We start from the raw sequence: 24,517 nt of genomic DNA, 5'->3' as shown, positions 1-24,517 counted from the left end.
GAGGTTAAAGCTTACCCCTGCTCCCCCATCATCTCCTTCACCAACTCGACGCAGCGCAGGAAACGGGAGTCGTAGTCCGACTCTTCCACATGCACAAACTCAACGTTGTTCTCATTGAGCATAGCCACCAGCATGGTCTGGAACTCACGTCTGTCCACGGAGCTGCCGAGGCTGCGCATGCCATCAGCGACCCACGGAGTATTGTTTTCCAGCAGGATCACCAGGTCAAAGCGATATTCGTCAATCAGCGCCTGCACGAACGGGTGCTCACGCCCCTCGTATTTTTTACAGAACGCCTGCGTGGTGACGAAATCGGTATCGATAAACGCCACTTTGTTAGCGTATTTCACCGCGAAATCAATGTACTGGGCGTGCCCGAGCGCAATTTTGTCGTAGTCGGAATACTGCAGCGCCATCTCATCACCGCCCAGATGGGAGAAGACATAATCGCGCCCGTACTCCCATGCGCTGGTGGTGTTGAAGATATTCGCCAGTTTGTTGACCAGCGTTGATTTCCCGCTCGACTCGCCGCCCAGGATCGCAACGGTGCGCACAAAGAATGGCTTCACTTCGGTCGGGATATAATCCCAGTAGCGGAACGGGTTTTCGCGGATCTGCGCCCCGCTGATGTTCATGAAGGTGCGCTTCGGATCGATAAGCACGGTTTCGATGCCCAGATGCTCGCGGAACTGCGGCGCATCGGACTCTTCAGAGGTATAGATCCAGTTAGGCGCAATGCCCTTATCTTCCATAAACGCTTTGATGCCATTGCTCCACACGTCCCAGCCGTGCGGGTAGGGCTCCATACCCTCTTCATTGAAGGCATGAATGCGAATATTTTTTTGGTACTTAAAGGTCTGGAGCAGCCAGCGCAGGCGGTCAGGCACGGTCGGCTGCTGCGACATGGCGCTGTCTTCAAACAGCTGGCGATCGCGCGTTTCGTCGTACCCCATGATGATGTGCAGTTCATCCACCTGGCTACAGGCGCGCTGGATCAGATAGATATGCCCGGTATGCAGTGGGTAAAACTTACCAAACACCACGCCGATATTCTTTTGCATACGCGGGAATTCAAGCCCCAGAAAGCGGTGCAGCGCTTCCAGCTTTTGCGCGCTGGGGCTTTTGATTTTGGCGTTCAGCAGTTGGCTAAGGTAGCCTTTGGTCATACCGCTGGCGTCCGCCACCTGCTGTAGCGTGCAGCCTTTCTGACGGATTGCGGTTTTGATGTAGTCAAATGATGACATAAATTACGGTGCCTCCTGCAAAATCGAATACGTAATTATAAGTCGTCAAAGACATTTAACGCATCTGCGAGTTTTTTCACGCCAAATACCTGCATCCCTTCCGGGATTTTTTTCGGCACGTTAGCGGCCGGAACGATAGCCCGACGGAAACCGTGTTTTGCCGCCTCGGAGATACGCTCCTGCCCGCTTGGCACCGGACGGATCTCCCCGGCGAGGCCGACTTCACCAAACACCACCAGATCCTGCGGCAGCGGTCTGTCACGCAGGCTGGAGACCATCGCCAGCAGCAGCGCCAGGTCGGCGCTTGTCTCGGTGACTTTGACGCCGCCCACTACGTTAACGAAAACGTCCTGATCCGCCATCTGCAGCCCGCCGTGACGGTGCAGCACCGCCAGCAGAATTGCCAGACGGTTCTGTTCCAGACCGACCGCCACGCGCCGCGGGTTGCCCATCATCGACACGTCCACCAGCGCCTGAATTTCGACAAGCAGCGGGCGCGTCCCTTCCCACAGCACCATTACCGAACTGCCGGAGGTGATTTCATCTCCCCGACTCAGGAAGATGGCCGACGGGTTGCTGACTTCACGCAGCCCCTGCTCGGTCATGGCAAACACGCCCAGTTCGTTCACCGCCCCAAAGCGGTTTTTATGACTGCGCAGGGTGCGGAAACGGGAATCCGCGTCGCCGTCGAGCATCACGGAGCAGTCGATACAGTGTTCGAGCACTTTTGGCCCCGCCAGCGAGCCGTCTTTGGTGACGTGGCCGACCATCACGATCGCCACGCCGCGCGTTTTGGCAAAGCGCGTCAGGTAGGCCGCCGTTTCACGCACCTGCGCCACGCTGCCCGGTGAGGACTGAATGTCCGCCATATGCATCACCTGGATGGAGTCGATCACCATCAGCTTCGGCTGCTCTTCTTCGGCGATCATGCAGATCTGCTCGATGCTGGTTTCCGACAGCATGTTCAGGTTGCCGGTCGGCAGGCCCAGACGGTGCGCGCGCATTGCCACCTGCTGCAGCGACTCTTCGCCCGTGACGTACAGGGTTTTCATCTGTTCAGCGAGCTTGCAGAGCGTTTGCAGCAGCAGGGTCGATTTACCCGCCCCCGGGTTACCGCCGATAAGAATCGCGCTGCCCGGCACCACGCCGCCGCCGAGCACGCGGTCAAACTCTTTGAATCCGGTGGAAAAGCGCGGCAGTTCCTCCAGGCTGATGTCCGAGAGTTTTTGCACTTTTGCCACGCCCGCATTACCGGCATAGCCGCTCAGGCGTTCGTTGCGGGCTACGCTCGGCGAAGCCGCCACACCACGCACTTCGGTGATGGTGTTCCAGGCATGACAGGCGCTGCATTGCCCCTGCCAGCGCGGATAATCCGCACCACATTCATTACAGACAAATGCGCGTTTTGGAGCTTTCGCCACGGTTTACCTCGTTGTTTCTGTGCGGCCTGCGTGCCGGGTGGCGCTTACGCTTACCCGGCCTACAAAGCAGACCGTTATTTCTGATTAAGGCTGCCGGAGAGAATGCAGAACACCCCCATCAGGTCAGCATGACGGATAGTGACTTCCGTCTTTTCATTCACTTTTGGCTTGGCATGGTAGGCAATGCCAAGACCGGCTACTTTGATCATCGGCAGGTCGTTCGCGCCGTCCCCGATGGCGACGGTCTGAACAACCGGAATTTCATATTTTTCCGCCAGACGGGTCAAGGTGTTGGCTTTGTACTGGGCATCCACAATATCGCCAATCACCTGGCCGGTCAGCTTGCCGTCCATGATCTCGAGCTCGTTGGCCACCACGGTGGTCAGATGCAGTTTTTCCCGCAGATAATCCGCGAAGAAGGTAAAGCCACCGGAGGCAATCGCCACTTTCCAGCCCAGCGACTGCAGCTTCAGCACCAGCTGCGTCAGCCCTGGCATCAGCGGCAGCACATCGCGCACCTGACGCAGAATGTTGGCATCGGCCCCTTTCAGAGTCGCCACGCGCTGTCGCAGGCTGGCAGTGAAGTCCAGCTCGCCGCGCATCGCACGCTCGGTGACTTCCGCCACCAGCTCGCCGCTGCCCGCCAGTTTCGCAATCTCGTCGATACATTCGATCTGGATCGCCGTAGAGTCCATGTCCATGACCAGCAGACCCGGCGTTTTCAGGTGCGGAATTTTCCCCAGCGGCGCGACGTCCAGCCCGGCGTCATGCGCCAGACGCGTTGCGCGCTGCGTCAGGGAACCGGCCAGGCGAATGACCTGGTAGTCTTCCACGCACCAGGCGGCAACAATAACCATCGCGGCGCCCAGCTTGCTTTGATACTGGGTCAGGCGTTGCTTATCCAGACCGCGTCCGTAGAGGAGCCAGCCGCTACGACCGGCGTGGTAATCCAGAGGCATCACCTCATCGCCACTTAAAGAGAGCGGCAATCCTGGCCATAAAGAGACATCCGTTGGCAGGTCACACCAGGTAATGTTCGGCATTAAAGCTCCTGTAATTTCGTTCGCGCCGGAAGGTTGCAGAGGGAAAATAACGCATGAGGCTACCCTGTAACCATCACTTCTGGCAACATTAAGCCGTAAATTTTCAGCAGGTGGAATATGGCTCGCGCAAAACTGAAATTCCGGCTCCATCGCGCCGTGATTGTCCTCTCCTGTCTCGCACTCTTAGTGGTGCTGATGCAAGGGGCATCGTGGTTTAGCCAGAATCATCAACGGCAACGCAACCCGCAGTTTGAAGAACTGGCCCGCACGCTGGCACGCCAGGTGACGCTCAACGTCGCGCCGTCCATGCGTACAGAAACGCCGGACGATAAGCGGATAGGCCAGGTTTTACGCCTGCTCACGGAGAACAGCCGCATTCTTGATGCCGGTGTCTATGATGAGCAAGGCAACCTGATTGCCCGCGCGGGCGAGCACGTCGACGTGCGCGACAGGCTGGCGCTGGACGGTAAAAAAGCCGGAGGCTATTTCAACCAGCAGATCGTCGAGCCTATTCAGGGGAAGAATGGTCCGCTGGGCTATCTGCGCCTGACCCTTGATACTCACACCCTGCCAACCGAAGCCAAACAGGTCGATAATACCACCAACATTCTGCGCCTGATGCTGCTGCTTTCACTCGCCATCGGCGTTGTTCTGGCGCGTACCCTGCTTCGGGGCAAACGCTCGCGCTGGCAGCAGTCACCGTTCCTGCTGACCGCCAGCAGATCGGTCCCCGAAGACGAAGAGAGCGAGAAGAAAGAATAGTGATAAAGTAGGCAAATGATTCGGAAAAGGAACTCTGCCATGACGACGTTACGCCTGCTTATCTCTGACTCTTACGATCCCTGGTTTAATCTCGCGGTTGAAGAGTGCATTTTCCGCCAGATGCCCGCCACCCAGCGCGTCCTGTTTCTCTGGCGTAACGCCGATACGGTGGTCATCGGCCGCGCGCAAAACCCGTGGAAAGAGTGCAATACGCGGCGTATGGAAGAGGACAACGTGCGCCTCGCGCGTCGTAGCAGCGGCGGCGGCGCGGTGTTTCACGATCTAGGCAACACCTGCTTTACCTTTATGGCGGGTAAACCGGAATACGATAAAACTATCTCAACGTCCATCGTTCTCAACGCGCTCAATTCACTCGGCGTGACGGCAGAAGCCTCCGGGCGTAACGATCTGGTGGTCAAAACGCCGGACGGGGATCGTAAAGTGTCCGGTTCAGCCTACCGCGAAACGATGGATCGCGGGTTCCACCACGGTACCCTTCTGCTTAACGCGGATCTCAGCCGCCTGGCTAACTATCTGAATCCCGACAAGAAAAAACTACAGGCCAAAGGGATTACCTCCGTGCGCGGTCGCGTGGCAAATCTGGTCGAACTGCTGCCTGGAATTACCCATGAGCAAATCTGTGAGGCCGTGCGCGAGGCGTTCTTTGCGCATTACGGCGAGCGCGTGGAAGCAGAAGCGATCTCACCGGATAAGACCCCGGACCTGCCAAACTTCGCCGAAACCTTCGCCCGCCAGAGCAGCTGGGAGTGGAACTTCGGTCAGGCTCCTGCATTTTCCCATCTGCTGGATGAGCGTTTTACCTGGGGCGGCGTGGAGCTGCACTTCGACGTAGAGAAAGGTCATATCACCCGCACGCAGGTGTTTACGGACAGTCTTAATCCGGCACCGCTGGAAGCACTCGCGGCACGCTTACAGGGCTGTTTGTACCGGGCGGATATGCTGCAGCAGGAATGCGACGCGTTGATTGGGGATTTCCCGGAGCAGGAAAAAGAGTTAAGGGATTTGTCAGCATGGATTGCACAGGCCGTGCGCTAGTAAAAAAGCCCGCTGGCGATGCGCTTAGCGGGCCTACAAAACCGTAGGCCGGGTCAGGCGAAGCCGCCACCCGGCACAACAGCGCTTACTCTTTATCGCCCAGCAGAACGGATTCCAGCGCGATTTTGATCATGTCGTTGAAGGTGGTCTGACGCTCGGCAGCGGTGGTCTGCTCGTGGGTACGGATGTGGTCAGACACGGTGCAGATGGTCAGCGCTTTCGCACCAAACTCAGCCGCTACGCCGTAGATACCCGCCGCTTCCATTTCCACGCCCAGAATGCCGTATTTCTCCATCACGTCGAACATCTCGCCGCCGTCCGGTGCATAGAACAGGTCAGCAGAGAAAATGTTACCCACGCGCGCTTCAACGCCCAGCGCTTTTGCCGCGTCAACCGCGTCACGCACCATGCCGAAGTCTGCAATGGCAGCGAAGTCATGATCTTTGAAACGCATACGGTTAACTTTGGAATCGGTGCAGGCACCCATACCGATAACGATGTCGCGCAGCTTAACGTCCATGCGTACGGCACCACAGGAGCCAACGCGGATGATTTTCTTCACGCCGAAGTCGGTGATCAGCTCTTTGGTGTAGATAGAGCAGGATGGGATACCCATACCGTGGCCCATCACGGAGATTTTGCGGCCCTTGTAGGTACCGGTGAAGCCCAGCATGCCGCGAACGTTGTTCACTTCACGCACGTCTTCGAGGAAGGTTTCTGCAATGTGCTTCGCGCGCAGCGGGTCGCCCGGCATCAATACGACGTCAGCGAAATCACCCATTTCTGCATTAATGTGAGGAGTTGCCATCTTCAGTTCCTTTTACATTGTTGTTTTTGCCGGGTGGCGGCTACGCCTGACCCGGCCTACAAAACCGTAGGCCCGGTAAGCGAAGCGCCACCGGGCAATGACCTCAGAACATGGCCTTGCCATATTCCATGTCAGATGTACCAAAGTATTTCGCGATAGTCTGGCCGATGTCCGCGAAGGTTTCACGGTGACCCAGCGAGCCCGGCTTCACTTTCGGGCCGTACACCAGCACCGGAATGTGCTCACGGGTGTGGTCGGTACCGGTCCAGGTTGGGTCACAGCCGTGGTCCGCGGTCAGGATCAGAATGTCATCTTCACCCACCAACTCCATCAGCTCTGGCAGACGGCGGTCAAACAGCTCCAGACCGGCCGCATAGCCCGCGACGTCGCGACGGTGGCCCCAGGAGGAGTCGAAGTCCACGAAGTTGGTGAAGACAATGGTCTTGTCGCCCGCTTCTTTCATCTCTTTGATGGTGGCATCGAACAGCGCATCCAGACCGGTGGCTTTCACTTTTTTGGTGATGCCGCAGTTAGCGTAGATATCCGCGATTTTGCCCACGGAAACCACGTGACCGTCTTTCTCTTCGACCAGCTTCTGCAGCACGGTAGGTGCCGGTGGCTCAACGGCCAGGTCGTGACGGTTACCGGTACGCTGGAAGTTACCCGCTTTGTCGCCGATAAATGGACGCGCGATAACGCGGCCAATGTTGTAGCCGCCTTCAGTCAGCTCTTCACGGGCGATTTCGCACAGCTCGTAGAGCTTATCCAGGCCGTAGGTCTCTTCGTGGCAGGCAATCTGGAACACGGAGTCAGCAGAGGTGTAGAAAATCGGCTTGCCGGTTTTCATGTGCTCTTCGCCGAGCTCATCCAGAATCACGGTACCGGAAGAGTGGCAGTTACCGAGGTAACCCGGCAGGTTGGCACGCTTAACCAGCTTATCCAGCAGCTCCTGCGGGAAGCTGTTCTGGTGATCGGAGAAGTAGCCCCAGTCGAACAGTACCGGCACACCAGCGATTTCCCAGTGTCCAGACGGAGTGTCTTTACCGGATGAGAGCTCGTGAGCCCAGCCGTAGGCACCCACCACTTCCGCGTTGCCGTCCATACCGGCTGCAATTTTACCGGTAGAACCTTCATGCGCTTTCACCAGACCGAGGCGGGTCAGGTTGGGTAGAGTCAGAGGGCCTTTACGACCGTTGTCCGCTTCGCCTTTCGCACAGGCTTCTGCGATGTGACCCATGGTATCGGAACCCACGTCACCAAAACGTTCTGCATCTTCGGTTGCGCCGATGCCGAATGAGTCCAGCACCATAATAAATGCACGTTTCATAATTGTTCTCCGTACGTAGTGCTTCAAAAATTATCGATCAGATCAGTATACCGCTATTCGGTGATACGGCGATAGACAGTCGGTGTGGTTTCCGGTGCTTTATCATCAAGCGCAATGGCCGCTTTCACCGCTTTCGCCGCTTCCTGCCAGCTGGCTTCGTCTTTAGCGTGGATCACCGCCAGCGGACGCTGACCGTCAACGCTGTCGCCCAGACGGGCCATATCGGTAAAGCCGACGCTGTAATCAATGGTGTCTGACGCCTGACGACGGCCGCCGCCCATCGAGACCACCGCCATACCGAGGGCACGGGTGTCCATCGCGGAGACAAAACCTTCGCTATCGGCATACACCGCTTTGCTGAGCGTCGCGGTCGGCAGATATTTCGCATAATTTTCGACGAAATCGGTCGGGCCTTTCTGCGCCGCAACCATACGGCCAAAGATTTCCGCCGCTTTGCCGTTGTCCAGCACGGCCTGCAGTTTCGCACGGGCGTCAGCGTCGTCTTTGGCAAGCTTGCCGGAGATTAACATCTCAACGCACAGCGCCATGGTAACGTCGAACAGACGCGGGTTACGGTATTCACCGGTGAGGAACTGTACCGCCTCACGCACTTCAACCGCGTTACCGGCGCTGGAAGCCAGCACCTGGTTCATGTCGGTGAGCAATGCGGTGGTGCGCACGCCCGCGCCGTTGGAGACGCCAACGATCGCTTCGGCAAGCGCAGCAGAAAGTTCATAGGTCGGCATAAACGCGCCGCTGCCCACCTTCACGTCCATCACCAGCGCGTCCAGCCCTTCTGCCAGTTTCTTCGCCAGGATAGAGGCGGTAATCAGCGGGATGGAGTCAACGGTTGCGGTGATATCGCGGGTCGCGTAGAAACGCTTGTCTGCCGGAGCAAGAGAGCTGGTCTGGCCGATAATCGCCACACCAACATCTTTAATAATGTCGCGGAAGCGGTTGTCGTCCGGGAAGATATCGAAGCCCGGAATGGCTTCCAGTTTGTCGAGCGTACCGCCGGTGTGGCCCAGGCCGCGCCCGGAGATCATCGGGATGTAACCGCCACAGGCTGCCACCATTGGGCCAAGCATCAGAGACGTCACGTCGCCCACGCCGCCGGTGGAGTGTTTATCCACAATCGGGCCGTTAAGGTTGAGGCTCTTCCAGTCCAGAACGGTTCCTGAATCTCGCATCGCCATGGTCAGCGACACGCGCTCAGGCATCGACATATCGTGGAAGAAAATGGTCATCGCCAGAGCCGCAATTTGCCCTTCTGAGACGGTGTTATCACGAATGCCGTTGATGAAGAAGCGGATCTCTTCGTCGCTTAATGCATGACCATCACGTTTTTTACGAATAATTTCTTGTGCGAGAAACACGGTAACCTCCATGCGGAATCGGGGGAGTTGTGGCGGGGGGCACTACGCTTACCCGCCCTACGATCCGGTAGGCCGGGTAAGCGTAGCGCCACCCGGCAATTCAAACTTAGTAGCTGCTTGCGCTCTTACCGTCGCCGTGACCCAGCGCTTTCAGCAGGCTGGCCAGCAGGCTGGATGCGCCAAAGCGGTAGTGACGGGAATCCGCCCAGTCGGCACCGAACAATTCGTCGGCAATCGCCAGGAACTGCTGCGCGTCTTCAGCGGTACGCACGCCGCCCGCAGGTTTGAAACCAACCGTTTTGGACACGCCCATATCACGAATGACTTCCATCATGATGCGCGCGCTTTCCGGGGTCGCATTCACCGGCACTTTACCGGTAGAGGTTTTAATGAAATCTGCACCAGCTTTGATGGAGATTTCAGACGCCTTACGAATCAGCGCCTCTTCTTTCAGCTCGCCGGTTTCGATGATCACTTTAAGCCAAACGTTTGCCGCCGCGCAGGCGTCTTTACAGGCTTTCACCAGGTCAAAACCAACCTGCTCGTTGCCGGCGATCAGCGCGCGGTACGGGAATACCACGTCCACTTCGTCTGCACCGTAAGCAATCGCCGCACGGGTTTCTGCCAGCGCAATCTCGATATCGTCGTTGCCGTGCGGGAAGTTAGTCACGGTTGCAATGCGCACCTCCGGGGTGCCCTGCTCTTTCAGAGTTTTACGGGCAATCGGGATAAAGCGCGGGTAGATACAGATGGCGGCGGTGTTACCGACGGGCGTTTTCGCCTGATGGCACAGGGCGATGACTTTTTCATTGGTGTCGTCATCGTTCAGGGTAGTCAGGTCCATCAGTTTCAACGCGCGCAGGCTGCTTGCAGTTAAATCGGTCATAACATTCTCCAACGGCAGTGCCGTATCAATTTTACCTTGCGGGTCTGTGAGTATTCTAACATCCACCCGCATCCACACTTCGACATTCATCACAGTTAATGAAAACTGCATACAAATTTGCATTACTGTAATGCGATCTTCTTCAAACTTTAGAGCGCAAATCGCCGACTAAAGCAGCGATTACCCCTGTCGGATCAAAAGCCCCGACAGGCTGCCTTTCTACAATCCGTTCATCATCCGCAGAACAATCAAGGAAGCGAACATGCCCCACTCCAGCCCCGACGCCCTGCAACAACGTTGCCAGCACATTGTGACAAGCCCGGTGTTAACCCCGGAACAAAAACGTCATTTTCTGGCGCTGGAAGCGGAAAACAATCTGCCTTATCCGGCCCTTCCTGAGGCTGCATGTGCCGCACTGGACGAGGGATTTATCTGCGACATGTTCGAAGGCCACGCGCCCTACAAACCTCGTTACGTTCTGCCGGATTACGCAAAATTTCTGGCTAACGGTTCAGAATGGCTGGAGCTGGAAGGCGCTAAAGATCTGGATGATGCCCTCTCGCTGTTAACCATTCTGTACCATCATGTTCCGTCCGTCACATCGATGCCGGTCTATCTCGGTCATCTTGATTCTCTACTGCAACCGTATGTTAGAATTCTAACACAAGAAGAGATCGATAGCCGAGTAAAACGTTTCTGGCGCTATCTCGACCGTACGCTGCCGGATGCCTTTATGCATGCCAATATTGGACCGGAAGATACCCCCATCACGCGCGCAATACTGCGCGCAGATGCAGAGCTGAAGCAGGTCACACCGAATCTAACTTTTATTTACGATCCCGAAATCACACCGGAAGATTTGCTGCTTGAGGTGGCCATAAACATATGCGAATGCAGCAAACCGCATATTTCTAATGGCCCGATGAATGATAAAATTTTCACAAAAGGGCGTTATGGCGTGGTGAGCTGTTACAACTCCCTGCCGCTGGCAGGCGGTGGCAGCACCCTGGTGCGCCTTAACCTTAAAGCCATTGCCGAACACAGCACTTCCATCGACGACTTCTTCACCCGCACGCTTCCGTACTACTGCCAACAGCAAATTGCCATCATCGATGCCCGCTGTGATTTTCTGTATCAACAATCCGGTTTCTTTGAGAATAGCTTCCTGGTAAAAGAGGGGCTGATTGATGCCGATCGGTTTGTGCCGATGTTTGGCCTGTACGGCATGGCGGAAGCGGTAAACGCGCTCTGTGCGAAAGCAGGAATAGCGGGACGCTACGGTAAAGATGAGCAGGCCAACGCGCTGGGCTATCGCATCAGCGAAGAGCTTGCGGCGTTTGTCGAAAACACGCCGGTGAAGCACGGCTGGAAGCATCGCGCGATGCTCCACGCGCAGTCGGGGATCAGCTCTGATTCGGGTATCACGCCGGGCGCGCGTCTGCCCTACGGCGACGAGCCGGATCCGATAAGCCACCTGCTGGCCGTGGCCCCTCACCATAAGCACTACACTTCCGGCATAAGCGACATATTGACGCTTGATGAGACGGTAAAACGCAATCCCCAGGCGGTGGTACAGCTTTGCCTTGGCGCCTTCAGGGCGGGTATGCGGGAATTTACGGCTAACGTAGCAGGTAACGATCTGGTCCGCGTGACCGGGTATATGGTGCGATTATCGGATCTGGAAAAATACCGGGAAGCGGGTTCGAGAACTAACACCACGTGGCTGGGTGAAGAGGCCGCACGCAATACCCGTATTCTGGAACGTCAGCCGCGCGTGATAAGCCATGAACAGCAGATGCGCTTTAGTTAGTCAGGTCATTCCTTTTTCCTGCGTGGACGGGCCGGGCAGCCGCCTGGCGCTGTTCCTGCAGGGCTGCAACCTGCGCTGTAAAACCTGCCACAACCCGTGGACGATCGGCCGTTGCAACGACTGCGGGGAGTGCGTGATCCACTGCCCGCACGACGCGCTGATCATTCAGGCCGGACGCGTCTGGTGGCAGGAAAGTCATTGTCAGCAGTGCGATACCTGTCTGCACCTGTGCCAGCAGCAGGCAACGCCTATGGCGCACCGCTTCAGCGTGGAAGAGATCCTCGCGCAGATCCGCAAAGCAGCGCCATTTATTGAAGGGATCACCGTAAGCGGTGGTGAAGCCACAACGCAACTGCCGTTTTTGATTGCTCTGTTCGCGGCGATCAAAGCGGATCCCGCCCTGCGTCATCTGACCTGCCTGGTCGACAGCAATGGTCTGTTAAGCGAAACCGGCTGGCAAAAGCTGCTGCCGGTACTGGATGGCGCGATGCTGGATCTGAAGGCATGGGGGAACGAGCATCATCGTTTCCTCACCGGACGTGAAAACCCGCAGATTAAGCAGAGCATCCGCTGGCTGGCAGCTCGTCACCGTTTGACGGAACTCCGCTTGCTGGTCATTCCGGAGCAGTGTGATTATCTGGAACACCTCAAACCGCTGACGACGTTTATCCGCGGGCTTGGAAATGTGCCGGTGCGCATCAACGCGTTTCATGCGCATGGCGTTTACGGTGAGGCGGCGTCATGGCGCAGCGCCACGCCTGAGGACGTTGAACCATTGGCCCGGGCGCTGGAAAAACAGAAAATAACGGTGATCCGTCCAGGGCTTTACCTATAGCGTGATGCCAAATACCGAACGGGTATTCTCCAGCAGCGCATCGGCAATGACCTCTTCAGGCTCTTTTCGCAGTTCACACAGGGAGGTAAACACGCGCGCCGCCTGCTCCGGGCGATTCGGCTGCCCCTGAAAACCATTCAGCGGCATATCCGGCGCGTCGGTTTCCAGCAGCAGCGCCGACAGCGGTAGCTGTGCCATCACGTCCCGGGTTTTACTGGCTCGCGGGTAGGTGATAGTTCCACCGACGCCGATTTTATAGCCCAGTTCAATAAAACGCTGCGCCTGCTGCAGGCTGCCGGAGAAGCCGTGCACCACGCCTTTACGCGGCAGTTCGATGCGCTTCAGGTGCATCGCCAGCTTATCGTGCGTGCGTCTTGAGTGGAGTATCACCGGCAGATCGTGACGCTTCGCCAGCCTGAGCTGCGCGTCAAGGATCGTCTGCTGGCGCTCAAACTGCGGATCCTCACGGTAAAGATCGAGGCCGATCTCACCGATGGCGACAAGTTTGTCTCCTGCGGTCTGCAGTACCTCATCGAGCTTCTCAACATGCTCATCAAGATGCCGCTCAATTACAATCGGATGCAGGCCGAGCGCGGCATAGAGCGCGGAGTGCCGCCTGGAAAGCGCCAGCACGCGGGAAAAATAAGCCGCTTCAACTGACGGCACAATGATGGCCTGAACGCCTGCTTCGGCCGCTTTCGCAATGCTTTGCTCTTCATCCCCCGTAAACGGCGGGAAATCAAAGTGGCAGTGGGTATCGATAAAGCGGTGCGTCACGCCAGATCCTCATTATCTAATAAAGCGTCATTCGCCTGCGGGATGTCCACCAGCGGCATCGTCAGGGCGTCGTTGGCGACAATCGCAGGCGGCATAATAATGCGTTTATGCCGATGAAGCGGCGGTTGCTCCGCCAGCATTTTTCCCACCGTCGCCAGGAAGTAACGTCCGCACAGCCGCCCCGTTTTGTAATCCATGCGCAACGCAGGAACGCGACTGCCCAGCGCCATGCTCAGCAACGGCTTAGGCGGGTAGATTTCAAAAATACGCAGCTTACCCGGCGGTTTTTCAATGAAGCGCTGCATCGCGCCGTAGGTCGTTTCATGCTGCTTTGCGATGTTCACCAGCGGCTGCAGGCTACTGTCGCCCAGCCAGCGCTCCATCCGTTTAAACCACTGCGGGGTGTAATACATTTGCGACGGTACGGTACGGATCACCACAATGGTTTTCGCCCCGCGCCGGGCGGCTTCCTGCACCGGTACCGCGTCACTGATCCCCCCGTCCAGATAGCTAATGCCGTCCAGCAGAGCGCCGGTACGATAAAAGCCGGGGATCGCGCTGGAGGCGCGGATGATGTCCAGCCAGTTCTCCTTCTGAGGAGAAAAATAGCCCGGCGAATAATCATCACCCCGGCTGGCGCACATCCAGAACTCTTTGCCGCTATCAAACAAACGGGCGGCGGTGTCCATGGCAAGCGGCATCTGGCTGGAGGTCGACTCCAGCAGCCAGTCGAGATCGATCAGGTTGCCGCCGCGCACAAAGCGCACCGGGTTAAAAAACTCTTTCGCCGTGGTGTAGCGCATAATGACCTTTCGCGCGTAGCCGGGCTGGTTACAGACGTAGGCAGAGAGGTTCTGCGCCCCGGCAGACGTGCCGAAGTACAGGTCAAACGGGTTGAACTGCGCACGCATAAATTCATCCAGCACGCCTGCGGTGAAAATGCCGCGCTGTCCACCGCCTTCGCAGACCAGCGCGAGTTGACCTGCGCGAAACGGTTTTAACGTCAGCGGCGCAATATTGCCGAGCGTAACGGGAATTCGTTGCCCCACCTCTGCTTTCCTGTTTTGATTATTTTCTGTCACCACAGTAACGCACCCGACCTGCAACGCAAATAAGAAAAAGCCAGTCGCAATGACTGGCTTTTTTTTGTTGAAGGAATATTGCGTTTGCTACGGACGTCGACGTCCCGTAAACAGGCTGACCAGGAACAGAATAATACCCACAACGAAGACAATTTTAGCTGCCCATGCCGCTGTACCTGCCAGTCCACCAAAGCCTAATGCGGCGGCAATTAACGCGATAACCAGAAATATAATGCCCCAACGAAACATAAGCTTCTCCTTTACCATAGTTAATGTCGGCCGCTAAACGTGAGCGCTCAGGTCACTCACCGGCGTTTTTCCAGAGTCGTTCTTATTTCGCCCGCAGGTGTTAGCCAGACGGGCGAATGGTCCAGATTTACTTCGTTTTCAGATCGTTTTTAACGCTTTTCACACCATCAATCGCTTTCGCGATGGACTCGGCACGTTCACTTTGCGCCTGCGAATCTACCGTACCGGAAAGCTGAACCACACCATCGGTGGTTTCTACTTTCACCTTACGGGATGGCACGATGTCATCTGCTAAAAGTTTAGCTTTGATTTCACTGGTCGTAGCAGCATCACCGGCATAACCTTTCACCGACGCGTTTTTGCTGTCACGCACGTGCAGCTTATCGCTCACGGAGGCAACACCTTCGACGCCTTTCGCCACTTTCACCGCCTGTTCGGCCTGAGCCTGGCTTTCAACAAAGCCGCTCAGCGTGACGACTTTCTTGTCGGTCTTAACGGAAATATCGGTGCTCTTGATGGCTTCATCATCCACCAGTGCGGCTTTCACTTTTGCTGTGATTGAGCTGTCATCCATGAAGTTGCCGACTTTATTCATAGAGCTATCGATTTTTTGCCCTGCGTTATCGGCCGTGGACTGTGCTTTATCCATGGTGCTGCTTTCCGCCAGGGCGGAACCGCTAACCAGAACGCTACCCAGAGTTACAGCCAGCAGAGTTTTCGAAATCTTCAGTCTTGTCATATTCATCGATCTATTCCTGTGTTGACCCGTTATTCGGGCTACATACTTCCTTAGTAGTTATATATATCGCGAATAAACACACAGGCGAAATGGATAACCTAAAGTCATGCATTGAACAGTTAATTTATCCACACCCGGTGCTAAACACTGAGTTAAATATAGATCACTCTCACAGAGCCGCTTTCAGATTCGGGCAAAAAACGAGCAAAAAGCGCGAAAATGCAGTGAATTAAGAACATTCCGCAAGGGATTAATAAGACAGGAATTAAAGAAGAGCACGGCGAGTGCCGTGCTCTGAGAGGGGATTAGTGTTCGCGCGTTTTGCGGAACTGAACGTCTGGATAACGTTCCTGCGTCAGGTTGAGGTTGACCATGGTTGGAGCAATATAAGTGAGGTTATCACCGCCATCCAGCGCCAGCTGAATTTCGTTCTTACGCTTAAATTCTTCGAATTTCTTCACGTCAGAACACTCAACCCAGCGCGCGGTCGCGACGTTTACAGACTCATAAATCGCTTCCACGTTGTATTCGCTCTTCAGACGCGCGACGACCACGTCAAACTGCAGCACGCCGACGGCCCCCACGATCAGGTCGTTGTTCGCGATTGGGCGGAACACCTGCACCGCGCCCTCTTCAGAGAGCTGGACCAGGCCTTTCAGCAGCTGTTTCTGCTTCAGCGGATCGCGCAGACGAATACGACGGAACAGTTCCGGCGCGAAGTTCGGAATACCGGTGAACTTCATCATTTCACCCTGGGTGAAAGTATCGCCGATCTGAATCGTACCGTGGTTGTGCAGACCGATGATGTCGCCCGGATACGCCTCTTCAACGTGCGAACGGTCGCCCGCCATAAAGGTCAGCGCGTCGGAGATCACCACATCTTTACCGATACGCACCTGGCGAAGCTTCATGCCCTTTTCATATTTACCGGACACCACGCGCATAAAGGCCACGCGGTCGCGGTGTTTCGGGTCCATGTTGGCCTGAATTTTAAAGACGAAGCCGGTGAATTTCTCTTCCTGCGCTTCCACTTCACGGGTATCGGTTTTACGCGGCATCGGGCGCGGTGCCCACTCCACCAGACCATCAAGCATATGGTCTACGCCAAAGTTACCCAGCGCGGTACCGAAGAAGACCGGCGTAATTTCACCCGCCAGGAACAGCTCTTTGTCGAACTCGTGGGATGCGCCTTTCACCAGTTCCAGCTCGTCACGCAGCTGTGCGGCCAGCTCTTCCCCAACTGCAACGTCCAGCTCAGGGTTATCCAGACCTTTCACCACGCGGACTTCCTGAATGGTGTGGCCTTTACCGGTCTGATACAGATAGGTTTCGTCTTTATAAAGGTGATAAACCCCTTTGAACAGCTTACCGCAGCCAATTGGCCAGGTGATTGGCGCACAGGCGATCTTCAGCTCGCTTTCCACTTCGTCCATGACTTCCATCGGATCGCGGATGTCACGGTCGAGTTTGTTCATGAAGGTGAGGATCGGGGTATCGCGTAGACGGGTGACTTCCATCAGCTTACGGGTACGATCTTCTACACCTTTCGCGGCGTCGATCACCATCAGACAGCAGTCAACCGCCGTCAGGGTACGGTAGGTATCTTCGGAGAAGTCTTCGTGGCCCGGGGTGTCCAGCAGGTTCACCAGGCAGTCGTGATACGGGAACTGCATCACGGAGGTGGTAATCGAAATACCACGCTGCTTTTCCATCTCCATCCAGTCAGATTTTGCATGCTGGCTGGAGCCACGGCCTTTAACGGTACCCGCAGTCTGGATCGCCTGTCCGAACAGTAACACCTTCTCGGTGATGGTCGTTTTACCGGCATCCGGGTGCGAGATAATGGCAAAAGTGCGGCGCTTGGCCACCTCTTGCAGATAAGGAGACAACGTCATAATTAAATCTTCTTTTATAAGCGCGGCAGCACGCCACGCATCATGGAATACAAAATTGCGGCTATTTTACCCATCAATGGGGGGCAGGCAATCATTGTTTACACAGGAGTTGCTCCAGTTCGTTCAACGACGTCACGGTCCAGGTCGGCTCGATGCCTTCAGGCTTTACGCGGCCATGCGCATTGAGCCAGACGGTCGACAGACCGGAATTCATGCCACCCAGAATATCTGACTCTGCGGTATCACCCACCATCAGTACGCGATCGCGGTCAGGATTGCCGGCCAGCGCCAGCGCATAATCGAAAATACGCGGATCCGGCTTCGGCACGCCGACCTCTTCCGAGATCACCAGCGCGTCAAAATGATCGCGCAGGCCGGTGCGCTCAAGGCGGATCTGCTGCAGAGCGGTAAAACCGTTGGTGATGATCCCTAGTTTTACCTTACCTTTCAACGCATTCAGCAGAGAAACCGCACCCGGTAGTGGCGCACAGATATCGGCCATGGCGTTCAGAAAGGCCTCGTTCAGCGCCCCCGGACTCACCTTTAAGCGTTCCGCCCAGACGTCAAAGCGCTGGTGCTGAAGTTGTAACGCGGTGATGGCACCGTTCTGGTAATCCACCCACAGCGGCTTGTTTACCGCCTGATAGTCCTGAAAATCCTCAGCGGTGAAGGTCACACTGTAATCGAGAAACATCCGCTGTAGACCACCGAACGAGTCGAACGTAAACAGCGTTTCGTCGGCATCAAAGAAAATCCAGTCCCATTTCATCGTTACAACCTTATTTTCGTTATCCAATCGGCAGAGCCATAATAATGGCGTCTTCACGTCCCTCTGCGGTGGGGTAGTAGTTACGGCGGATTGTCGCCTCGTTAAAGCCTAAGCTTTCATAGAGCGCGATGGCGGCGGCATTCGACGCGCGCACCTCCAGCCACAGGGTGAAAACGTCACGGGTTTCGAGCTCACGGATGAGGTGCTCAAGCAGTTCTCTTCCCAGCCCACGGCGCTGAAATGCAGGGTCAACCGCGATATTAAACAGCGTCGCTTCATCAAGAACAACCTGCGTAATCGCGAAGGCGGCCATGGTGCCGTCAACGTCCAGGCGGTAGTTCAGATACCGTTCGCCCTGATTGCTGGCAAAGGTCTTTTCGCTCCACGGAAACGCATGGGCGCGTGTTTCAATCGCAAACGCTGTGGCCAGGTCAGGCGTCGTGAGGGAAGAAATCGTGTTCATATTCGCAGATTTGTTGCCAGAGCGCGCTACGCGCTTTTGGGTTGGCTTTCAGTTCGTCCAGCGCTGGCGTGCAGATCTGGCTCCCCTGGAGGGGGATCTCGTTTGTCTCTCCGATACGCCAGCTGTTACAGCGGCTATCGGGAGGAAGCATAGCGACCCGTTCCGGCGTCAGCTGTAAAACCTGGTCGGCCGTCAGCTTCAGACTGCGAAGGACATCACCGATCAGGGGTTCATTCAGGGCAGGCAGTTCTTCCGCCACCATCACCAGGCGAACGTGCGCAGGGATGGAGATGGCGATTTCGCCCTGCAACGCCGTCGGGCGACGCAAAGCCCACTGGGTAATGCCCAGCTGCTGTAATTGCCAGTCTCGTCGGGATGTCATAGGGAAAACTCCTGTCTCTCAGGCGCGCAAATATAGCAAATGTGTCGAAAGTGCGCCATCTACCTACTATAATCCCCGCCTGAGTTTATTGAGGAACAATTCATGTCTGCATTTACCCCGGCAAGTGAAGTCTTGCTGCGTCACAGTGATGATTTCGAAGAAAGCCGTATTCTGTTTGCCGGAGATATGCAGGATGACCTGCCTGCGCGTTTCGACTGTGCTGAAAGCCGTGCCCACACCCAATACTACCACCACTGGCAGGTGCTGAGCCGCCAGATGGGCGAGCGCGCGCGCTTTAGCCTGGTGGCAGAGCAGAGCGATATTGCCAACTGCGATACGCTGATCTACTACTGGCCGAAGAACAAACCGGAAGCCCAGTTCCAGCTGATGAACCTGCTCTCCCTGCTGCCGGTCGGCTGCGATATTTTCGTGGTGGGCGAGAACCGCAGCGGCGTGCGCAGTGCAGAACAGATGCTGGAAGCTTACGCCCCGCTTAACAAAGTCGACAGCGCCCGCCGCTGTGGCCTGTACCATGGCCGTCTGGAAAAACAGACAACATTTGATCCACAGGCTTACTGGGACGAGTACCAGCTTGACGGTCTGACTATCAAAACCCTGCCGGGCGTGTTCAGCCGTGACGCGCTGGATACAGGTAGCAAGCTGCTGCTCTCCACCCTGACGCCGCACACCAAAGGCAAAGTGCTGGACGTAGGCTGTGGCGCGGGCGTGCTGGCAACCGTGCTCGCCAGCCATTCACCTAAAGTCCGTTTAACCCTGTGTGACGTGAGCGCCCCGGCGGTAGAAGCCAGCCGCGCAACGCTTGCAGCAAACGGCATTGAAGGCGAAGTCATTGCCAGCAACGTCTTCTCAGATGTTACCGGTCGCTTCGACATGATTATCTCTAACCCGCCGTTCCACGACGGCATGGAGACCAGCCTGGAAGCCGCGCAAGCGCTGATCCGTGGCGCAACCCGTCACCTTAACAGCGGCGGTGAGCTGCGTATTGTCGCGAACGCCTTCCTGGCGTACCCGAAAGTGCTGGACGAAACCTTCGGCTTCCACGAAGTGATCGCCCAGACCGGCCGCTTTAAGGTCTACCGTACCGTGATGACGCGTCAGGCAAAGAAATAATTCGCCATGCAATGTAGGCCGGATAAGCGCCAGCGCCATCCGGCAAGCAGGTGTCTCAGTTCCGGCCATTTTTGCAGCAATCAATAAAAGGTGTGCACTTTTCAGTTGACGTAAAGCTGAAAACATCTAGAATGCGCCTCCGTGGTTACGATACTTTTACAGTATCGATGGTATGCGAAGGTGGCGGAATTGGTAGACGCGCTAGCTTCAGGTGTTAGTGTCCTTACGGATGTGGGGGTTCGAGTCCCCCCCCTCGCACCATAAATCACAATGATATTGCTCGCACTGGGCGAAGGTGGCGGAATTGGTAGACGCGCTAGCTTCAGGTGTTAGTGTCCTTACGGATGTGGGGGTTCGAGTCCCCCCCCTCGCACCAACGAGGCGATATCAAAAATAGTAAGATGACTGTGCGAAGGTGGCGGAATTGGTAGACGCGCTAGCTTCAGGTGTTAGTGTCCTTAGGATGTGGGGGTTCGAGTCCCCCCCCTCGCACCAATTATCTTACATCCCTTCTGAGTATCTTCTTTTCCCTGTTATTTCAAACTCATTAGTATCACCAGAATTCCACTGACCAGTGCTACACATGACGGCAATAAAACAAAATGGCGCAGTTGCTTATGCCAAATCATGCCTGACGTGACTAACAGTCCTGAGACAATAATGGCTTTCCAGATTTCAAGGGAGAGATCGGCAAACATCAAACCGCCGAGAATGGCTCCCGGTAGCAATACCCCCCAACCACTTCCAAGCGCCCTGTTCAACATGATCCGTCCTCTCACAACGATAATGATAACCAATATCATATGATAGGCATTATCATTTGTCAGCTGAATGAATCAAAATCCATCGACCTTTACCTTTCCCGTAATGACAGGAATTGCCTAAGGTGATAAATTGCTCACCTGTTAACTACACCTAAAATTTTTCTGATAATTACTCTTTGAGTTTTTTGCATATTTTATTGCGAAACAACACCTATTTATCTGTTTTAATTAAATTTTAATAAAAACGCACGACTATGACATCACAATCCTGGCGGTCTTTGGTTCAAAGAAAATATCAATTATCGTTACGTTTATTTTTATTTCTGAACGCAACCTCGGCAGTGTTCTCGGTAACAAATCCGCTCAATTCTGTACGCCTGTTATCTGCTCCGCTGATTGCTATTTTCTCCATCAGTACCGGCCTGTTCGTCTGGCACTGGAGAAAGAGAGCGCGGAAGATAAATATTCCTGTTGTTTCAGGGATCTTCGGTATTTTGTGGGCGTGGCAAATTGACTCGAAATTCGCCTTAATTACTCACGATCATGCGACGTATTTGTTAATCGCCCTATTAACGGTGCTTTTTATCGGAACGCTGGCATTCGCCAGTAATATCAAAGCATTTACGCTGCACTCATTGCCCACCTTTATTGTCTGCCTGTGGTTAAGCGATCACGATCTATGGCTGAGAATGACCTATTCTTTCGCACTTCCTGTCGTGGCCATTGCTATTCATAACATTTTGCAAAGACGTAACGATCGTTTCGCTCAGGAGTTGCTCTCTCGCTTACTGGAAGAACGAGAAACCCTTACCGATCTCAGCATGATGGACCCGCTTACCGGGCTCTATAATCGTCGCGGTCTGCAAAGCCGTCTGGAGAACCTGCCGACGGTAGAAAATGGCGAGCATTTTGTCCTGCTGATGGATATCGATCATTTCAAAGCCTATAACGACCATTACGGCCATATGATGGGCGACCAGGCATTGAAACGCGTCTCTGCGGCAATCCGCGACGCCGTGCGTTCTCGCGATATCGTGGCGCGCTTTGGCGGGGAAGAGTTTATGGTGCTGCTGACCAACATCTCCCTTGAGCATGCCCGCCAGACGGCAGAACGTATCCGTCAGAAAGTCTACGATTTGAAAATCCCGCATTTGTTTAACGAAAGCGTCGCGACAAATGTCACCATCAGCATAGGTATTGCCATTTTCGAGGATGAAGACGCAGAAGGCGCGCTGGAAAAAGCCGATAAAGCCCTCTACGAAGCAAAGCATATGGGGCGCAATAACATCCTGTTAAGCGAAGAGTTGCAGACGACATAAACGTCACGGCGATGCCACCAGGACAAAAGTCTTGCCATTGGTATAAGCAATAGTTAGGATTGGCAATCATTATCATTTAGATTTCTATCTATACTATGGCCACGCAGACCGCACACATCGTTGAACCCCTTCTCTGGCGAGCGCCCCTCACCAGCGGGAATGCTTCGCTTGCGGATGCCATACGGGATAAGATTGCAAAGACGCGTGCCCACCTGCTGGACTTTATCCGGCTTGATGAAGCGCACCCGCACCACGCCATGACACTCTCAGAGTGGCGTCAACCGTCAAAACTGCAATCGCTGCTGGCCACCTATTCCGACCATATCTATCGCAATCAGCCCGCCCTTACCCGGGAAAATAAACCCCTGCTCTCTCTCTGGGCGCAGTGGTATATCGGGCTGATGGTGCCGCCTCTGATGCTGGCGCTGTTAACGCAAAAAAGCATGCTGAAACTCTCGCCGGAGCATTTCCACGTCGAATTTCATGAAACCGGGCGTGCAGCCTGTTTCTGGATTGATCTCCACGAAGACCACAACGCAGAGCGACTTACCGCCCAGGAACGTATGGAGCAGCTTATCACTCATGCTCTGATGCCGGTGGTGGAGGCGCTAGAAGCGACGGGAGAGATTAACGGGAAGCTTATCTGGAGCAATACCGGCTATTTAATCCACTGGTATCTCACGGAAATGAAGCCGCTTCTCGGTGATGAGAACGTTGATGCCCTGCGTCAGTCCTGTTTCTTTGCAAAACAGCTTTCCGATGGCCGTGACAACCCACTATTTCGTACCGTCGTACTCCGTGACGGGCTTTTGGTACGCCGCACCTGCTGCCAGCGCTATCGCCTGCCGGACGTTAAGCAGTGCGGGGATTGCACGCTGAAGTAGTGCAGTAAATTGCCCGGTGGCGCTTCGCTTACCGGGCCTACAAAACCTCTGTTCGCAGCCGCCACCCGGCACAACGCGTTTAGGCCACCTGTTGATTTTCCTCTTCCACGTTACGCTGCGCTTCTTCCGCTTCCTGCTCCAGCAGCTGCTTCTCGTACACTTTGAAGAATGGGTAGTAGATGATCGCCGATACGCAGGCCAGAACCACAACCAGAATGGCCGCGCGGAAATCCCAGCCCAGGGCCCACGCTGCGCCTATCGGAGCCGGTGCCGTCCAGGGTACGACGGAGATGACACGGCCAATCAGATCAAACGTCATTGCCGCCCAGGCCAGCACGGCGTTAACCATCGGAGCCAGCAGGAAGGGAATAAAGAACACCGGGTTCATGACAATCGGCGTACCAAAAATGACAGGTTCATTAATGTTAAAGAAGCTGGGCACCACGCTCAAACGCCCAATAGAGCGTAAATGCGCTGAACGGCTACGCAGGTAGCAAATCACCAGCCCCATCGTAGCGCCCGACCCGCCAATCACGATAAAGAACGTCCAGAACGCTTCCATAAAGATATGCGGCAGAGGCTGGCTGGCGGCCAGCGCGGTCTGGTTAGCGCCCAGGTTTGTCAGCCAGAACATCTGCAGCATTCCGGAGACAATGGCCGCCCCGTGGATCCCAGCGAACCACAGCAGATGACCAATCAACACCGCCAGCAGAATCGCAGGCAGTGAATCCGCTGCGGAAACGAGGGGTTTAAAGACCGACATAATCGCCTGTGGGATCAGCATGCCAAACTGCGACTGAATAACCAGGCTCAGCGGATAGAGCGTCAATACCACCACCAGCACCGGGATCAGCAGATCAAAGGAGTTTTTGATCATCGGTGGGACCTGGTCCGGCAGGCGAATACCGATGTTATGCGCTTTGAGGAAACGCATCATCTCAACGCAGTAAATGGCCACGAGAATTGCTGTGAAAATGCCCGTCCCACCCAGGCTGTCGACGGGAAGCGCGCCTTTTGTTTTTGGGGCTGCGACAAGCAGAAACGCCATCAGCGACAGCATGGCGCACATAAACGGATCTAGCTGATGCGATTTGACATAGTGTTTACCCAGGTTATACGCAATAGCCGCACAAATATAAATGGACATAATGCCCATCGTCATATCAAACGGCGTCAGGATCTGGCCTTCAAATTGCTTCGCCATATCCAGCCAGGCGCGCGCGAAACCCCAGGTGGTATCAGGTGAAAACGGAGGGTAAGCAAACACTAACAAAAATGAGCCCACAATCATAAATGGCATCGCAGAGATGAATCCATCGCGGATGGCCATGACGTGACGCTGGGAAGAGATCCGCCCGGCAATCGGACTGACGTAATTTTCAACAAAACGGAATATCAGGTTAAACGCAGCATGGTTGGCAGACATGGCAGATCTCCTGTCAGACGTTTGTTACCGGCACATTTGCGCCGCACGTTGTTCCATAAATCAACTTCA

Annotated in this window: 24 protein-coding genes and 3 tRNA genes; 10 read left to right on the top strand and 17 right to left on the bottom strand. The window is 55.3% G+C overall.

What is annotated here, in order from left to right:
* Positions 1-11: 11 nt before the first annotated feature.
* From nadR to serB, 3 genes are all read right to left on the bottom strand, one after another.
* Positions 12-1,244: a multifunctional transcriptional regulator/nicotinamide-nucleotide adenylyltransferase/ribosylnicotinamide kinase NadR gene (nadR, locus tag E3U32_RS16185; RefSeq protein WP_134349594.1), complete on the bottom strand. Its 1,233-nt coding sequence runs from the start codon at positions 1,242-1,244 to the stop codon at positions 12-14.
* Between the two features lie 35 nt (positions 1,245-1,279).
* Positions 1,280-2,665 (bottom strand): DNA repair protein RadA, encoded by a 1,386-nt coding sequence (radA, locus tag E3U32_RS16180; protein WP_014068810.1) that lies wholly within the window; start codon positions 2,663-2,665, stop codon positions 1,280-1,282.
* A 74-nt stretch (positions 2,666-2,739) separates the two neighbouring features.
* Positions 2,740-3,708 (bottom strand): phosphoserine phosphatase, encoded by a 969-nt coding sequence (gene serB / locus E3U32_RS16175; RefSeq protein ID WP_032643996.1) that lies wholly within the window; start codon positions 3,706-3,708, stop codon positions 2,740-2,742.
* Between the two features lie 117 nt (positions 3,709-3,825).
* Here serB and E3U32_RS16170 point away from each other — a divergent pair, with 117 nt between their 5' ends.
* Positions 3,826-4,470 (top strand): YtjB family periplasmic protein, encoded by a 645-nt coding sequence (locus E3U32_RS16170; RefSeq protein WP_032643995.1) that lies wholly within the window; start codon positions 3,826-3,828, stop codon positions 4,468-4,470.
* Positions 4,471-4,509: 39 nt separating this feature from the next.
* Positions 4,510-5,526, top strand: coding sequence for a lipoate--protein ligase LplA (gene lplA / locus E3U32_RS16165; protein WP_134349593.1), 1,017 nt, complete (start codon positions 4,510-4,512; stop codon positions 5,524-5,526).
* 85 nt (positions 5,527-5,611) lie between these two features.
* Here lplA and deoD read toward each other — a convergent pair whose 3' ends face one another.
* From deoD to deoC, 4 genes are all read right to left on the bottom strand, one after another.
* Complete coding sequence (deoD, locus tag E3U32_RS16160; RefSeq protein WP_010427122.1) at positions 5,612-6,334, bottom strand: purine-nucleoside phosphorylase; 723 nt, start codon at positions 6,332-6,334, stop codon at positions 5,612-5,614.
* A 103-nt stretch (positions 6,335-6,437) separates the two neighbouring features.
* Positions 6,438-7,661 (bottom strand): phosphopentomutase, encoded by a 1,224-nt coding sequence (gene deoB, locus E3U32_RS16155; RefSeq protein ID WP_134349592.1) that lies wholly within the window; start codon positions 7,659-7,661, stop codon positions 6,438-6,440.
* Between the two features lie 53 nt (positions 7,662-7,714).
* The gene (deoA, locus tag E3U32_RS16150) at positions 7,715-9,037 is read right to left on the bottom strand and encodes a thymidine phosphorylase (protein WP_134349591.1); all 1,323 of its coding nucleotides are present in this window, start codon (positions 9,035-9,037) and stop codon (positions 7,715-7,717) included.
* 106 nt (positions 9,038-9,143) lie between these two features.
* Positions 9,144-9,923 carry a deoxyribose-phosphate aldolase gene (gene deoC / locus E3U32_RS16145; RefSeq protein WP_208527918.1) on the bottom strand — a complete coding sequence of 260 codons (780 nt, stop codon included), beginning with the start codon at positions 9,921-9,923 and terminating at the stop codon, positions 9,144-9,146.
* A 262-nt stretch (positions 9,924-10,185) separates the two neighbouring features.
* On the opposite strand from deoC, the gene E3U32_RS16140 reads away from it, so the two are divergent.
* Positions 10,186-11,733 carry a YjjI family glycine radical enzyme gene (locus E3U32_RS16140; protein WP_134349590.1) on the top strand — a complete coding sequence of 516 codons (1,548 nt, stop codon included), beginning with the start codon at positions 10,186-10,188 and terminating at the stop codon, positions 11,731-11,733.
* Complete coding sequence (locus E3U32_RS16135) at positions 11,708-12,568, top strand: YjjW family glycine radical enzyme activase (RefSeq protein WP_134349589.1); 861 nt, start codon at positions 11,708-11,710, stop codon at positions 12,566-12,568. The genes E3U32_RS16140 and E3U32_RS16135 overlap by 26 nt, the downstream gene beginning before the upstream one ends.
* Here E3U32_RS16135 and E3U32_RS16130 read toward each other — a convergent pair.
* The 8 genes from E3U32_RS16130 to E3U32_RS16095 form a co-directional block, all read right to left on the bottom strand.
* The gene (locus tag E3U32_RS16130; RefSeq protein ID WP_134349588.1) at positions 12,563-13,345 is read right to left on the bottom strand and encodes a TatD family hydrolase; all 783 of its coding nucleotides are present in this window, start codon (positions 13,343-13,345) and stop codon (positions 12,563-12,565) included. The two genes, E3U32_RS16135 and E3U32_RS16130, sit on opposite strands and share 6 nt — an antisense overlap.
* Positions 13,342-14,394 (bottom strand): patatin-like phospholipase family protein, encoded by a 1,053-nt coding sequence (locus tag E3U32_RS16125; RefSeq protein ID WP_134349587.1) that lies wholly within the window; start codon positions 14,392-14,394, stop codon positions 13,342-13,344. Before E3U32_RS16125 ends, E3U32_RS16130 begins: the two co-directional genes overlap by 4 nt.
* Before the next feature lie 120 nt (positions 14,395-14,514).
* Entirely contained in the window at positions 14,515-14,676 is a 162-nt protein-coding gene (locus tag E3U32_RS16120) for a DUF1328 domain-containing protein (protein ID WP_003856556.1), read from the bottom strand.
* Positions 14,677-14,803: 127 nt separating this feature from the next.
* Positions 14,804-15,421 (bottom strand): molecular chaperone OsmY, encoded by a 618-nt coding sequence (gene osmY, locus E3U32_RS16115; RefSeq protein ID WP_134349586.1) that lies wholly within the window; start codon positions 15,419-15,421, stop codon positions 14,804-14,806.
* 299 nt (positions 15,422-15,720) lie between these two features.
* Complete coding sequence (prfC, locus tag E3U32_RS16110; protein WP_134349585.1) at positions 15,721-17,310, bottom strand: peptide chain release factor 3; 1,590 nt, start codon at positions 17,308-17,310, stop codon at positions 15,721-15,723.
* Between the two features lie 91 nt (positions 17,311-17,401).
* On the bottom strand, positions 17,402-18,079 hold the full coding sequence (yjjG, locus tag E3U32_RS16105) for a pyrimidine 5'-nucleotidase (protein WP_134349584.1): 678 nt from the start codon (positions 18,077-18,079) through the stop codon (positions 17,402-17,404).
* Positions 18,080-18,098: 19 nt separating this feature from the next.
* Positions 18,099-18,542, bottom strand: a complete 444-nt coding sequence (gene rimI, locus E3U32_RS16100; RefSeq protein WP_134349583.1) for a ribosomal protein S18-alanine N-acetyltransferase — start codon at positions 18,540-18,542, stop codon at positions 18,099-18,101.
* Complete coding sequence (locus E3U32_RS16095; protein ID WP_028016588.1) at positions 18,511-18,924, bottom strand: DNA polymerase III subunit psi; 414 nt, start codon at positions 18,922-18,924, stop codon at positions 18,511-18,513. The genes rimI and E3U32_RS16095 overlap by 32 nt, the downstream gene beginning before the upstream one ends.
* A 102-nt stretch (positions 18,925-19,026) precedes the next feature.
* On the opposite strand from E3U32_RS16095, the gene rsmC reads away from it, so the two are divergent.
* The 4 genes from rsmC (at position 19,027) to E3U32_RS16075 (ending at position 20,550) form a co-directional block, all read left to right on the top strand.
* Complete coding sequence (rsmC, locus tag E3U32_RS16090) at positions 19,027-20,055, top strand: 16S rRNA (guanine(1207)-N(2))-methyltransferase RsmC (RefSeq protein WP_134349582.1); 1,029 nt, start codon at positions 19,027-19,029, stop codon at positions 20,053-20,055.
* Positions 20,056-20,229: 174 nt separating this feature from the next.
* A tRNA-Leu gene (locus tag E3U32_RS16085) sits at positions 20,230-20,316 on the top strand.
* Between the two features lie 28 nt (positions 20,317-20,344).
* A tRNA-Leu gene (locus E3U32_RS16080) sits at positions 20,345-20,431 on the top strand.
* Between the two features lie 33 nt (positions 20,432-20,464).
* A tRNA-Leu gene (locus E3U32_RS16075) sits at positions 20,465-20,550 on the top strand.
* Positions 20,551-20,588: 38 nt separating this feature from the next.
* Here the strand turns inward: E3U32_RS16075 and E3U32_RS16070 are convergent.
* On the bottom strand, positions 20,589-20,858 hold the full coding sequence (locus E3U32_RS16070; RefSeq protein ID WP_166790952.1) for a DUF1435 domain-containing protein: 270 nt from the start codon (positions 20,856-20,858) through the stop codon (positions 20,589-20,591).
* A gap of 215 nt (positions 20,859-21,073) precedes the next feature.
* On the opposite strand from E3U32_RS16070, the gene E3U32_RS16065 reads away from it, so the two are divergent.
* Together E3U32_RS16065 and fhuF are read left to right on the top strand one after the other, a co-directional pair.
* Positions 21,074-22,138: a GGDEF domain-containing protein gene (locus E3U32_RS16065; RefSeq protein WP_134349580.1), complete on the top strand. Its 1,065-nt coding sequence runs from the start codon at positions 21,074-21,076 to the stop codon at positions 22,136-22,138.
* Between the two features lie 95 nt (positions 22,139-22,233).
* On the top strand, positions 22,234-23,022 hold the full coding sequence (gene fhuF, locus E3U32_RS16060; RefSeq protein ID WP_134349579.1) for a siderophore-iron reductase FhuF: 789 nt from the start codon (positions 22,234-22,236) through the stop codon (positions 23,020-23,022).
* A gap of 79 nt (positions 23,023-23,101) precedes the next feature.
* Here fhuF and E3U32_RS16055 read toward each other — a convergent pair whose 3' ends face one another.
* The gene (locus tag E3U32_RS16055) at positions 23,102-24,448 is read right to left on the bottom strand and encodes a PTS sugar transporter subunit IIC (protein ID WP_134349578.1); all 1,347 of its coding nucleotides are present in this window, start codon (positions 24,446-24,448) and stop codon (positions 23,102-23,104) included.
* Between the last annotated feature and the right edge of the window lie 69 nt (positions 24,449-24,517).

It is taken from the genome of Lelliottia nimipressuralis, from assembly GCF_004402045.1.
GTDB lineage: Bacteria > Pseudomonadota > Gammaproteobacteria > Enterobacterales > Enterobacteriaceae > Enterobacter > Enterobacter chinensis.
The sequence above is the reverse complement of the archived record's forward strand: the minus strand, read 5'-3'. Positions and strand labels throughout refer to the sequence as shown.